The sequence below is a fragment of the Spongiactinospora gelatinilytica genome, assembly GCF_003236385.1.
Classification (GTDB): domain Bacteria; phylum Actinomycetota; class Actinomycetes; order Streptosporangiales; family Streptosporangiaceae; genus Spongiactinospora; species Spongiactinospora gelatinilytica.
The window spans coordinates 1-11,885 of sequence record NZ_POUA01000242.1 but is presented as its reverse complement, the minus strand read 5'-3'; the positions used below and the strand labels follow the sequence as shown (position 1 = coordinate 11,885).

11 protein-coding genes and 1 pseudogene are annotated in these 11,885 nt (G+C 72.1%); 2 read left to right on the top strand and 10 right to left on the bottom strand.

Features of this window, described 5'->3' with window-relative positions; translation table 11 throughout:
- Positions 1-254 precede the first annotated feature (254 nt).
- A pseudogene (locus tag C1I98_RS43150) lies at positions 255-413 on the bottom strand (helix-turn-helix transcriptional regulator); the annotation flags it as partial.
- A gap of 73 nt (positions 414-486) precedes the next feature.
- Entirely contained in the window at positions 487-921 is a 435-nt protein-coding gene (locus C1I98_RS25970) for a tautomerase family protein (RefSeq protein ID WP_111170046.1), read from the bottom strand.
- 82 nt (positions 922-1,003) lie between these two features.
- On the opposite strand from C1I98_RS25970, the gene C1I98_RS25965 reads away from it, so the two are divergent.
- Positions 1,004-1,513: a winged helix-turn-helix transcriptional regulator gene (locus tag C1I98_RS25965; protein ID WP_233508188.1), complete on the top strand. Its 510-nt coding sequence runs from the start codon at positions 1,004-1,006 to the stop codon at positions 1,511-1,513.
- 14 nt (positions 1,514-1,527) lie between these two features.
- On the opposite strand, the gene C1I98_RS25960 is transcribed toward C1I98_RS25965, so the two are convergent.
- A complete protein-coding gene (locus tag C1I98_RS25960; protein ID WP_111170045.1) occupies positions 1,528-1,968 on the bottom strand; it encodes a YybH family protein in 441 nt (146 codons plus the stop codon).
- Between the two features lie 72 nt (positions 1,969-2,040).
- Entirely contained in the window at positions 2,041-2,799 is a 759-nt protein-coding gene (locus C1I98_RS25955; RefSeq protein ID WP_199537217.1) for a nucleotidyltransferase domain-containing protein, read from the bottom strand.
- Positions 2,800-2,989: 190 nt separating this feature from the next.
- Here C1I98_RS25955 and C1I98_RS25950 point away from each other — a divergent pair, with 190 nt between their 5' ends.
- Complete coding sequence (locus C1I98_RS25950) at positions 2,990-4,111, top strand: lipase family protein (RefSeq protein WP_233508189.1); 1,122 nt, start codon at positions 2,990-2,992, stop codon at positions 4,109-4,111.
- Positions 4,112-4,191: 80 nt separating this feature from the next.
- On the opposite strand, the gene C1I98_RS25945 is transcribed toward C1I98_RS25950, so the two are convergent.
- The 6 genes from C1I98_RS25945 to C1I98_RS25920 form a co-directional block, all read right to left on the bottom strand.
- Positions 4,192-5,004 (bottom strand): glutamate ABC transporter substrate-binding protein, encoded by an 813-nt coding sequence (locus tag C1I98_RS25945; RefSeq protein WP_111170043.1) that lies wholly within the window; start codon positions 5,002-5,004, stop codon positions 4,192-4,194.
- A gap of 13 nt (positions 5,005-5,017) precedes the next feature.
- Positions 5,018-6,541: a GlnX family signal transduction membrane protein gene (locus tag C1I98_RS25940; protein WP_233508187.1), complete on the bottom strand. Its 1,524-nt coding sequence runs from the start codon at positions 6,539-6,541 to the stop codon at positions 5,018-5,020.
- Positions 6,542-6,547: 6 nt separating this feature from the next.
- Positions 6,548-7,396, bottom strand: a complete 849-nt coding sequence (locus C1I98_RS25935; RefSeq protein ID WP_199537215.1) for an FHA domain-containing protein — start codon at positions 7,394-7,396, stop codon at positions 6,548-6,550.
- A 48-nt stretch (positions 7,397-7,444) separates the two neighbouring features.
- On the bottom strand, positions 7,445-8,734 hold the full coding sequence (locus tag C1I98_RS25930; RefSeq protein WP_233508186.1) for a VWA domain-containing protein: 1,290 nt from the start codon (positions 8,732-8,734) through the stop codon (positions 7,445-7,447).
- Positions 8,731-9,612 (bottom strand): PP2C family protein-serine/threonine phosphatase, encoded by an 882-nt coding sequence (locus C1I98_RS25925; RefSeq protein WP_233508185.1) that lies wholly within the window; start codon positions 9,610-9,612, stop codon positions 8,731-8,733. Before C1I98_RS25925 ends, C1I98_RS25930 begins: the two co-directional genes overlap by 4 nt.
- A gap of 1 nt (position 9,613) precedes the next feature.
- Positions 9,614-11,885 (bottom strand): serine/threonine-protein kinase (locus C1I98_RS25920; protein WP_306461922.1); only part of this gene is annotated, 2,272 nt, incomplete at its 5' end.

The following is an 11,885-nucleotide window of genomic DNA, read 5'->3' as shown; positions in this document are numbered from 1 at the left end:
GGGGAAAAGTGCCTCGCCTGGGGGTCGGTGGGTGACAGGCTTGGGGGCATGGACTTCGTTCCGTACTTCCAGCGTGAGGTTCAGGGGTTCGAGGCCGCGGTCCGGGGGGTGGTGACGGTGAAGTCGCAGCCCAGCCTGCCGATGCTGAAGGCCAGGTAGTCGAGCGTGTCGGCGGACGCGCGCAGGCGGCAGGCGCGGTCGTCCACAGGGGTCAGGACACCGATGCCGCCGGGCAGGCGCGGAGCGATCTGGTCGGCCGGGAGCACCTGTTCTAGTTTGGCCATCGCGCGTACCGAGGCGTCCTCGATCCCCTGTACGGCCTGCGCCGTCGCGGTACGCAGCCCGACCGCGACGGCCACCGCCTCCTCGTCGTCCAGCAGCAGCGGCGGCATCGCCTTGCCCGCCACCAGCCGGGCGGGGGTGTCGCTCATGGGCCAACAGCATGCCACCCGTCCAGGACGGCTACCGGCCTGGACGGGGGCGGGTTCAACCGCTGGTCACGAAGGCCGCGATGTCCTCGACACGGACGATCTCCCCGCGCGCTCCCCAGTTGCCCTCCGGGATTTCGTTGATGTGCACCCACGCGGTGGTGGCCTCGGCGAACCGCCCCGGCTCCGCGTCGGCGTCCGCGAGCACCTGGGTGACGCGCCGCACGATGTCCTGGCGCTTGGCGTCGTTCACCGAACCGGCCGGAACGCCCACGCGCACCACGTACTTCGGCTTCTCCCCGGCGGGCAGCCGCCGGCCGCCGATGAACCAGGCGTCGATCTCGTTCACCACCAGCCAGGAGATGGCCCTGGCCGCCTCGGTGTCCGGGGCGCCCTCGGCGGCCATCACCTCCGACACCAGTCGCCCGCCGATCTTGTCGCGGCTCTCCTCGTCGAGCGAGCCCTTGGGGACGAACAACTCCACGAACGGCATGAGTCAGTCCTTTCATTGAACTCGTACAGGCCACAACGTACAGGTGGTGAGTTCAATGATTCAACCCTCTACAATGAGGGCCATGCAACGGACCAGCTTCGCGGAGATGCACTGCTCGATCGGGCAGTCCCTGGAGCGCGTCGGCGAGTGGTGGACACCGCTGATCGTGCGTGACATCCACCTCGGCCTGCACCGGTTCGACGACATCGCCGAAAACCTCGGCATCTCCCGCAACCTGCTCACCCGCCGGCTGGAGGCGCTGGTCGCCGACGGCATCGTGGCGCGCCGGGCGTATCAGGAGCGGCCGCCGCGGCATGAGTACCACCTCACCGAGGCGGGCCGCGACCTCGTGCCGGTGCTGATGGCGCTGATGGCCTGGGGCGACAAATGGATGACACCGGCGGGCGGCCCGCCGGTGCGCCTGGTCCACCGCGACTGCGGGGCGGAGTTCACCCCGCAGGTCTGCTGTTCGGCCTGCGGCCGGCCGGTGAGCACCGCCAATGTGCGGGCGCTGCCCGGCCCGGGCGCCGCGTCCGGGCCGGGGACCAGGGTGCTGGCCCGGCGCAGCGGCCTCGCGCCCGAGGAGCCGTGACCCATTACGGCTCGTCAGGGCGTGAGGTCGGTCACCCCTTTTCCGGTGGAAATGTCGAACGGGACGGAGACCTGATCGTGGGCGATCAGCCATTCACCGTCTATCTTCCGGAAGCACAACGTGGCCCGGACCCACATTCCGCTGGTCGCCGTGCCGTTTCGCAACGTGCCGCTGAGCCGGCCGAAGAAGTGCCCGTACGCCACCTCGTCGCCCACGGTGAAGGCCAGGTCGCGAACCTCGTACGCCACCTTCTCGAAGAAGGTGAAGACGTTCCGCCAGTTGTGCAGTTTCGCTTCGATCCCGACGTGCCGCAACGGCGGCTCGACGTCGAAGGACACGACGTCCGGCGTGTAAAGCCGGCGCAGCGCCTCGACGTCCTTGGCCCCGATTCCTGCGACCACCTTGTCGATGTGCCGCCGGAGTTCGGCTTCGTGCATCTCGCGTAGTGCGGTCATCGCCGCCCGTCCCTTCCGTCCGCTGTGGTGTCACGCCTTCTCGGCAGTACGACGACAGGACACCCGCGAATGTCAGAGCGAGGGCAGGGCGAGCGCGTGGTCGATGCCCTGGCCCACGAAGGCGCGGGCCAGCCTGGCCCGGCGCAGCCGCCAGGCCGGTGACCTGCGGACCGGCCCGCCGTACCGCCGGTCGTAGATGTCACCGACCAGGTCGGGGTGCGCGCCCAGCTCCAGCAGCACCGGGAACGCCTCCCGCTTGGAGATCATCCCGCCGCCACGCAGCGTGACGGTGGCACGGCCGAGGGTCAACACGCCGGAATCGACCCAGTCGTCGGCGAGCCACGGCCGCAGCCGGGCGGTCAGCGGACGCCAGTAGCCGTCCAGTTCGCCGCGCACGAACCGGGTCAGCTCGCCGTCGGTGACGGGTGGGATCATGCCGGTCGGGCCGGGGCCGTACAGGGTGACGCCGTCGCGGAGGAGTTCGCGCCGGATCACCGGGGAGACCGGCCGGTGGTACAGCTCGGAGAAGGCCCAGGTCAGATGCTCCCGCTCCGGGTCGTGCAGGTGGTTTTTGACCAGGTAGGAGCAGTGCAGGCGGGCGGCGAGCGGATGGTCGTCGGTGAGGCCGCGGTGCACGGCGGTGAGCCGGCGGGCCTGGTCGCGGTCCGGTGACTCGGCGATGACCGCGAGCAGGTCGAGATCGCTGCGCCTGAGCTGGAAGTCACCGGAGGCGAGCGAGCCGTGTACCCAGAGGGCGACGAGCGGAACGGCGGCCATCACCTCGGTGGCGAACCGCTCGATCAGCGCGCCCGCGACCTCCTCTGGATTCATGGTCCAACCGTCTCACGTATTTCGGACCCCGGCACCGCCCGACCGGTCTGATATGGCACTCCAGCCGTCCTGAGAATGGCATTGACACGCGGTTACCCGCGAGTAAGTATCAGCTCACGGCGCGCCGTCCCGATCCCCTGCGCACTCTCCCCCTAAGGACGGCCAAATGAGCTTGCGTGTTCGCGTGAGCATGGTCTTTTTCGCCATGGTCCTAGCCATCTCGGCAACGGCGATTCCGGCCGGCGCGGCGGCCGCCGGTGATGTCGTCTCGGCGCAAAAGGTCACCCTCTACTACGACCCGGCCAGATTGCTGAAGGTGCCGGCGAAGGCGTGGAAGATCCTGTACCACTCCACGTCGGCGACGGGCGCGCCGGTCCAGGTCTCCGGGACCGTGCTCGTGCCCAAGACCCCCTACCCCGGGACCCGGCCGATCATCGGATACGCGGTCGGCACCAAGGGGCTGGGCGACCAGTGCGCACCCTCGGCGCTTTGGCAACGCGGCAAGGACAATGAGATCGCGCTGGTCAGCCTGCTCCTGGCGCGCGGCTGGGCGGTCGCGGTCACCGACTACGAAGGGCTCGGCACACCCGGCCCGCACACCTACATGGCGGGCGTCTCCCAGGGCCATGCCGTCCTCGACGCGATCAGGGCGGCGGCGCGGGTGCCGGACGCGGGGCTGTCCGCGTCGGCCGAGGTCGGCGTGCTCGGCTACTCCCAGGGCGGCGCGGCGGCGGGCTGGGCGGCCCAGCTCCAGCGCGCGTACGCGCCGGAGCTGCGGCTGCGCGGCGTCGCGGCGGGCGGCGTGCCGGCCGACCTCAAGCGCGCCGCCGACCACCTGGACGGCCGCGCCCACTTCGGGCTGGCCGCGGCGGCGGGCGCCGGCCTGGACTCCGCCTACCCCGAACTCGACCTCGACGGCTACCTCACCGCCGAGGGCCGCACGCTGTTCGCCGGAATCCGCGACGATTGCACCGGCGCGATCGTCGACAAGCTGGCCGGCCGTAGGTTCTCCCAGCTCACCACGGCCGACGTGCTGAACGCCCCCGCCTGGCAGGCGCGGCTGAACGAGAACCGGCTGGGCGGGCGGACGCCCGGCGTCCCGATCTACCTGTACCACGCCGACGACGACGAGATCATCCCGATCGCGATCGGCCGGACCCTCCGCCGCGACTGGTGCGACCGGGGCGCGAAGGTCCTGTGGACCCCGCTGCCCGCGCCCAACCACACCACCGGCGCGGTCGAGGGCGCGCCGATCGCCATCGCCTGGCTGTCCAGCCGCTTCGAGGGCCTGCCCGCCCTCTCCAACTGCTGACCAGGCGATAACGCACCGATCCCGCCAGGGCGCCCTGGCGGGATCGTTTTACATACGGCACGCATTTGCAGAAAGGCGGTTCAGCAGCCCTCGAACTGCGGAACGGTGACGGTCAGTTTGAGCCCGGTGCGGCCGAACCATTTGCCCAGCAGTTCCTTGGCCGTGCCGTCCAGGTACATTTCGCTGATCGCCCGGTTGATCGCCTCGCAGGCGGCCACGTCGCCCTTCTTGAGGCCCACGCCGTACCGCTCGTCGGTGAACGGCGCGTTGACGAACCGGACCGACGAGGTGCCCGTCTCGCCGGCGAGGCCGGCGAGGATCAGGTCGTCGGTGGAGACCGCGTCCACGGAGCCGTCGGCCAGCTTGGCCGTGCATTCGCGGTAGCTCGGCATCTCGACCAGGCTCACGTTGACCTTGCGCTCCTCCTTGACCCTGCGCCAGGAGTTGGAGCCGGTGACCTGGCAGAGCTTCTTGCCCGCCAGGTCGCGCACGTCGTCGATGCCGGTGTCCGAGGCGCGGACCAGGGTGTCCTGGTGGGCGACGTAGTACGGCCCGGCGAAGTCGACCTTGACCTTGCGCTCGGCGGTGATCGAGTAGGAGGCGACGATGAAGTCGATCTTTCCCTGCCGGAGCATCTCCTCCCGCTCGGCCGACTTGGTCTCCTTGTAGACGACGTTCTTCGCGCCCAGCTTGCGGGCCAGATAGGCGGCGACGTCCACGTCGAAACCCTCGTTCCGGCCCTTCTTCAGCGCGCCGAGTCCCGGCTGGTCGATCTTCACGCCGACGATCATCGTCTCCTTGCCGACGATCGTGCTCGTCTGGGCGCCGGCCAGGCCGCACCCGGACACGCCGAGGACCAGGGCGGCGGCGATCACCGCGTGCCGTACGCGCATGACGGGTCTCCTTTCAGCGGTACTCGCTCAGCCGCGGCCGGACGCCGAGCAGGATCAGCACGGCGGCGGCCAGGGCGGCGCCGGGCAGCAGCCAGTCCCAGCCGCCGAGCGACGCGTCACCCTTCTTGATCTCCTCGTCGAACGTCCCGCCGTGCAACTTGATGAGGTCCACGAGCGCGTTGTCGTACGCCTGGAACCCGCGGCTCAGGTCGCCCATCCGCTCCCCGATGGCCTCCGCGCCCTTCTGGGCGTTCGCGAGCAGGCGCATCTGCCGGTCGGCCTGCTGGAAGCGCTGGTAGCCCTTCAGCACCCGCACCAGCGCCGCCTTCTCGTCCGGGCGGTTCATGACGCTGCCGGCCTCGTCGCCGTGGAAGCCCAGGAAGCCGATCGAACCGGGGTAGGCGGCCACGACCTTGTCGACGCCGACGTAGTACTTGTCCAGGCTGCCGCCGGGCGTGAACAGCACCTTCTGCGAGTTGTCCAGGTAGACCTGCTCGTAGGTGTCGGCGCGCTCGGGGTCGAGCAGGTAGCGGCTCTGGTCGCCGTGCATGGTGTTGCCGATGGCGCGGGCCCGGGACATCGCGAGGACCGAGTTGAAGCCCTCCTCCTTGGCCTTGCGCAGCCCCTCGGCCCCGTTGCCGAGCAGCAGCACGGCGGCGACGGTGAGCACGCCCACCGTCACGGTGGCCACCAGCAGCGCCGGGTTGGTCACCCGGCGGAACCTGCGGGCCAGGAAGACCTGGATCACCACCAGGGCGGCCAGCGTGCCGAGGCCGACGACCCCGACGACGATCCGCCCGATGTTGATCGCCAGGTACTCCTCCTCGTACGTCTGACGCACGATGGTGCCGCTCTCCAGCGTCAGGTTGTACGCCTTGGGCAGCAGGTCCAGCCGCATCAGGTCGGTCGCCTCCCGATAGACCGAGATGACCTGGGCGGGCGGCGGGCCCGCCGGGTGCGCGGCCTGCTGGTTCAGCAGCATCGCGCGCTCGGCGAGCTGCTGGTAGCGGCCGAAGCCGTTGAGCAGCGCCTCGACCGTGCGCTTCTCCGTGGGGTCGCCCATCGCGAGGTCGCTGGCCAGCAGCAGCGCCTTGCCGACCTCCGCGCGGCGCTGCTCGTAGCGCTGCACGGCCTTGTCCTTGCCGGTGCCGAGGCCGGTCTCCCTGCCGATCAGCAGCACGTTGGCCACCTGGGCGTCCATGTCGCTGAGCGCGAAGTACATGTCGGCGGTGGCGACCACCTGCGGGCCGGCGTCCTCGCCGATGACCGAAAGGCCGTCGCGGACGTTGCCGATCGCCCAGAACGTGCCGCCGAACATCACCGCGACCGCGAACAGGCACACCGCGGCCTGCGTGCGGATGCGCCCGGGCACGGTACGGCGGCGCGGAGCCCGCGCGGGCCGGGGCGCGGGCGCCAGGCTCTGCATGGGGTCCGGCGGCGTGCCGACGACGGCCGTCGTGTTCCCCTGCGGGTGGGCGATGGCGGCCGTCGCCTGCGGTTCACCGCCGGGGGCGGGCGTCAGTGGAGGCGCGGTCATGGTGCCTCACCCTTTCCGTAGCGTGATCACGGTCCACGCACCGAGCTGGATGCGGTCGCCGTCGCCGACCGGCACCGGCACGTTGGGCGGCAGCGCGTCGCGCGAGCCGTTGACGGTGGTGCCGTTGGCCGAACCGGGATCGACGAGCATCCACGACCCGTCGGGCTGGGCGAGCAGCACCGCGTGCAGGTGGGAGACCCCCGGGTCCTGTGGCGGGCCGGTCAGGTCGATCTCGGGGCTGAGGTTGCGCGAGCGGCTGCGCCGCCCGATCCTGACCTGCGCCCCGCCCAGCGGAAACCGCCGCTCGGGGCAGTACGGCGGGAACGGCACGCTCGCCGCGTCCGGGCCGCCCTGCCCGATGACGGTGTTGTAGTAGACGCGGTCGGCGGTGACCACGGCCTCCCACAGACCGGCCTGCGGCTCCGCGACCGGCGACGGCTGGGTGCCAGGCGCGAGGGGCGCTGGGGGCACCGGCGGCGGCGCGGACAGCGGCGGGGGCCCCGCGAACGCGGCCGTCGCCTGCGGCGGCGACAGCCGTCCGGACTGCCCGGCCCCCCGGCCCTCCAGGATCGCCTGCACCGACTGCGCCTGCTCGGCCATCCGCACCGCGCCGGACATCTCGCTCGCGTAGTCGTAGCCGCAGTCCTCGCAGAACCGGCCCGTTCTCGGCGCGTCGCAGTCCGGGCACGCCGTGCGCTCGCCCTCGCCCCCCGAAGTCGCCGCGGGGGCGGCCGGAGGAGCCGACGGCGTGGACACGACCGGGGCCGCCGCGGAGGCCACGCCCCCCATCGCCGTCCCGCAGATGTCGCAGTAGTCCGTGGCCTCCGACTCGTGGCCGGATGGACATGTCGCCATCGCTGGTGCTCCTCCTCACTCTCGGGTCTCGGGTGTCGGGCCGGGCCGTCAGCCCTGGGGCTCCTTGCGCATCCGCGCCGTACGCACCGAACCGGTGTCCAGCGCGATCTCGGCGGCCTTCTCCACGTCGGGCTTGAGCCGGGCGGTGCCGCTCTCGGGGTCGAAGTCGATGACCCGGTCGAGCAGCTTGGCGGTGTCACCGTTGCCGGACTGCTGGGCGATGCCCCTGGCCCGGCCGAGCCGGGCCGTCGCCAGCTCCAGGTCGCCGTCCTTGCGGGCCTGGAGGCCGTCCTGGATGAGCTGGGCCAGCTCCTGCTGCCCGGTGTAGTGGGCGACCCTGGGGTTGATCCTGGTGGAGGCGACCGGGTCGGCGCTCCACTCCGCCAGCACGTTGCCCGCGGCGAGCTGCGCGCCGGTGTCGGGCACCATCACCCGCACCCACGCGGCCCGCATCTCCTGGCCGACCGTGCCCGGCTGCACCTGGATCGCCAGGTGGTACTCCCGCGACTCCGCGCCCCACGAGCCCGTCGGGTAGTCGCCGTCCAGCGGCCCGGAGGCGGTACGGCGGGCGGTGAGGTCCTCCAGCGTCGGCGAGACCTGCTTGAGGAACTTGAGCGAGGCGTTCTGCGGCGTGCGCACCCGCAGCACCACGTCGGCCACCGCCTTGCCCATCGCGGTCTGCGTCATCGCCCGGAAGTCGCCCTCCAGGTCCTTGGGGTCGGAGATGTCGCCCACCGTGCCGAGCAGCGCGGAGGCGACCTTGCGCAGCTCGGCCACCACCCAGCCGTCGCCGACGCCGCGGCAGTCGCAGACGAACTTGCCGGTGCAGTAGGCGAGGTCGGCGTCGAACTCGGGGGCGTCCTGGTGCTCGTTCTTGCCGTCGGTGAGCAGGATCGCGTGCTTGATCGCGTGCGGGAACGGCTGGAACAGGTCGGCGGCCAGCCGCAGCCAGCGGCCGATCGCGGTGCCGCCGTCGGCCTCCATCCGGCTGATCGCGGCCTTGGCCGCCTCCCGGCTGCCCCGGTCGGCGGGCACCAGGCGGCGATCGTGCGGGAAGACCATGTGCGCGTAGGCGGTGCCGGAGACGATCGCGAAGTGGACGCCGTCGCGCAGGGTGTCCACCGCGGCCATGGCCGCCTTGCGCGCCTCGTTGATCTTGCCGAAGGACATGGAGCCCGACGTGTCCACGATGATGACCTCGGCCGCCTGCTGCTCCTGCGCCAGGCGCTCCACCGGCCCCGCGGCCTCGACGGTGAGGACCGCGTGGACCTCCGTGCCGTCCATCGGGAGGTACTTGTTCTGGTCTACGCGGATGGTGAACTGCGGCTGCTCGGTCACTTGGGCGTGCTTCCCTTCTCGAACGGGATCACCAGCACGGTGATGTTGTCCCGGCCACCTGCGTCGTTGGCGAGCCGTACCAGTGCCTGGGCGGTGGCCAGCGGGGCGCGGGCGGCGTCCTGGGCGGCCCTGGCCATGTCCTCGGGGGCGGGCAGATAGCCCCAAAGTCCGTCGCTGCACACGAGCACCACCCCGGGCCCGTCCGGCTCGAAGGTGCGGACCTGCGGGATCACCTCGCCGGCGTCCGCGCCCAGCCAGGCGGTCAGCATCCCGGACTCGGTCGCGTCGTCGAGGGTGAGCCTGGCCGGGGTGGCCCCCAGCCAGTACGCGCGGCTGTCGCCGACCCAGCCGATGGTGACCCGGCCCCTGCCGACCACCGCCGAGACGAACGTGCAGGCGGGCGCGTCGTGCAGGGTGCCGAGCACGGCGATGGCCTCGGCGGCCCTGGCCACCGCGGCGCGGGTGGCCTCCACCGGGCCGGTGCCGCCGCGCAGCTCCTTGACCAGGGTGGCCGCGCCCGCCTCGGCGGCGGCCAGCGAGCCGTCGTCGGGGCGCGGGGAGGAGGACACCCCGTCGCACACGATGCCCGCGACGACCTCGGCGTCCACCGCGAGCAGCGCCATCGCGTCCTCGTTGCGGCTGTGCCGCTTGCCGCGGTCGCTCACCCCGGCCGCGCGGCCCGCCTCGACCTCGGCGTGGTCGCGGGCGGTCGGCTGGCGCAGGCCACAGCGCTCGCAGTAGCCCTCGGCGTCGATGGCGGCGGCCCCGCACGCGGCGCACGCGCCGGGGGCGCCGACCTGGAGCGCCCGGCCGCACTCCTCGCAGAAGGTCTCCCCGGCCAGCACCGGATACCCGCAGTGGGGACAGTTGCCGCTCATCTCACACCCACGTTCTCGGGCGCACGGCGTTGGCCTTGTCGACGTACGCATGGCGGTCTTCGATGGCCCCCGACCCCCTGGCCAGCTCGCGGTAGACGCCTTCGAGGCGGCGCCGCACGCCGTTCTCGCTCAGCTCCGCGCCGAGCAGCGGCGGGCCCACCGTGCCCCGCCGGCCGCTCGCCTCGACCCAGGCGAGCGCGACCTCCAGCAGCTCGGCGGCCAGCCGGTTGTGCCGCCCGGGGTCGAGGTCCAGGTCGGTCAGCCGTTCGCCGGCGACCATCAGGTCGTCGGCGGGCAGCGCGTTCGGCTCGCGTCCGCGTACGGCCAGCGCCACCGCCGCCATCTGCGCCGAGACGTAGTGGCTGGAGGTGGTCGGCACCTCGTCCAGCACCCGCGTCGCCGACGCCCGGTCACCGACCGCCAGGCACACCCTGGCCAGCCCGAACGCCGCGCTCACGTACGCCCGGTCGGTACGCCAGACGCCCGCGTAGTGCCGGGCGGCCTCGTGGTGGTCGCCCGCGCACTCGCGGGCGAAGGCCAGCGCCATCCGCGGCGCGCGCTCACCGGGCATCCGGTAGTAGACCTCGTCGAAGAGGCGCAGCGCCTCGGCCAGGTTGCCCCATGCCAGCTCGCGCAGCCCGTGGTACCACAGCACCCGCCAGTCCCACGGGGCCTCGTTCGCGGCCTGCTGCAACACCTCCGCCGCCCGCGGGTTGCGCTGCTCGATCAGGGCCCTGACCAGCGCCAGCCGGGTCTCCAGGGTGGCCACCGGGGAGGCGTCCAGCATGCCGACCAGGTCGTCGAGGGTGCGCGCGGTGATGCCCGCCAGATAGCCCGCGGCCTGGTCGCCGGGATCGACCAGCGGCGTGGGCAGCGCGGCCACCGCCGAGTCGGCCGCCAGGCGGTCGAGCACCTGGCCGGTCTGCGGGCCGTCGGCGGCGAGCGTGGTGGCCGCCGCCAGGCGCTCCGGCCCGAACTCGGTGGACAGCGCCGGGCGCGGCCTACCGTCCTCGGCCGCCCTGATCTCCCGCAGGACGCCGGTGAGCTGCTCGGACATCTCCTGGGCGCTTTGGAAGCGGCGGCTCGGCACCGGATCGGTGGCGCGGTGCAGGAAGCGGTGGAAGGACTCATAGGCGGCCAGCAACGGCTGGCGGTCGGGGGTGGGCAGCGGGGCCTCGCGGTTGTCCACCGCCGGGCTGAACGGCATGCACAGCACGGCCAGCATGCGCCCGACCGTGTAGAGGTCGGAACTGACCGAGGGGCCGTCCTTGGCGATCTCGGGCGCCTGGTAGCCGACCGTGCCGTAGATGGAGCTGTCCTGGTCGTCCACCCGGCGGACCGCGCCGAGGTCGATCAGCTTGAGCTGGTCTTCGACCTGGATGACGTTGGCGGGCTTGAGGTCGCAGTACAGCAGTTGCCGGTCGTGCAGGTAGTCGAACGCCTTCAGGACCTCAAGGATGTAGGCGATGGCCTGGCCGACCGGCAGCGCCTCGCGGTTGCCGGTGGCCGAAAGGCGGCCCTTCAGCATGTCCTGGAGCGACTGCCCGCCGACGTACTCCATGACGATGTAGCCGACCATCGTCCCGGTGGTCGGGTCGGGGTGCTGCACGAAGTTGAAGATCTTGACGATGTTGGCGTGGTCCACGCCGGTCAGGAACCGCCGCTCGGCCTCGGCCGCCAGCAGCGCCTCCACGTCGCCGGTGTCCAGCAGGCCCTTGAGCACCACCCACCGGCCGTCCAGGTTGAGGTCGGCGGCCAGGTAGATCCAGCCGAGGCCGCCGTGCGCCAGGCAGCCCTTGACCTCGTACTGCCCGGACACCAGGTCGCCGTCGGCGAGCTTGGGGGTGAAGGAGAAGCGGGTGCCGCAGTGCGGGCAGAAGCCTTCGGCGCGGCCCGGCCGGTCGCCCTTGGCCCGGCCCACCGGCTTGCCGCACGACCCATTGGAGCAGTAGCGCTTGTGCTCGGGGACCTGCGGGTCGCGCAGCACGACCTGGGAGGGGTCGCGGTAGGGCACCGGCGGCACCTCGACCAGGCTCGCGCCGAGCGAACTGCGCCGCGAGCGGGTCGAACTGCTGCCACGCCCGCTCACCGGGCCGGTCGAGGGCGCGGTGCCGAGGTCGATGCCCCGGCCGCGCCAGCCCGCGGAGACCGGGGCGCTGCCGCCCTGCCAGCCGGACACCGGCGCGCTGCCCGGCCGCTGCGGCATCGACGGAGGTGCGGACTGCTGCTGAGGCGGGGATGGGGGCGCAGGCTGGACCTGCCCGGTCTGCGGG

Bases quoted from the DNA above. Each gene is read 5' to 3' on its own strand.
- C1I98_RS25935 (WP_199537215.1), bottom strand. From the start codon at position 7,396: ATGGCGACATGTCCATCCGGCCACGAGTCGGAGGCCACGGACTACTGC.
- C1I98_RS25960 (WP_111170045.1), bottom strand. From the start codon at position 1,968: ATGACCGCACTACGCGAGATGCACGAAGCCGAACTCCGGCGGCACATC.
- C1I98_RS25940 (WP_233508187.1), bottom strand. From the start codon at position 6,541: ATGACCGCGCCTCCACTGACGCCCGCCCCCGGCGGTGAACCGCAGGCG.
- C1I98_RS25950 (WP_233508189.1), top strand. From the start codon at position 2,990: ATGGTCTTTTTCGCCATGGTCCTAGCCATCTCGGCAACGGCGATTCCG.
- C1I98_RS25945 (WP_111170043.1), bottom strand. From the start codon at position 5,004: ATGCGCGTACGGCACGCGGTGATCGCCGCCGCCCTGGTCCTCGGCGTG.
- C1I98_RS25965 (WP_233508188.1), top strand. From the start codon at position 1,004: ATGCAACGGACCAGCTTCGCGGAGATGCACTGCTCGATCGGGCAGTCC.
- C1I98_RS25955 (WP_199537217.1), bottom strand. From the start codon at position 2,799: ATGAATCCAGAGGAGGTCGCGGGCGCGCTGATCGAGCGGTTCGCCACC.
- C1I98_RS25970 (WP_111170046.1), bottom strand. From the start codon at position 921: ATGCCGTTCGTGGAGTTGTTCGTCCCCAAGGGCTCGCTCGACGAGGAG.
- C1I98_RS25925 (WP_233508185.1), bottom strand. From the start codon at position 9,612: ATGAGCGGCAACTGTCCCCACTGCGGGTATCCGGTGCTGGCCGGGGAG.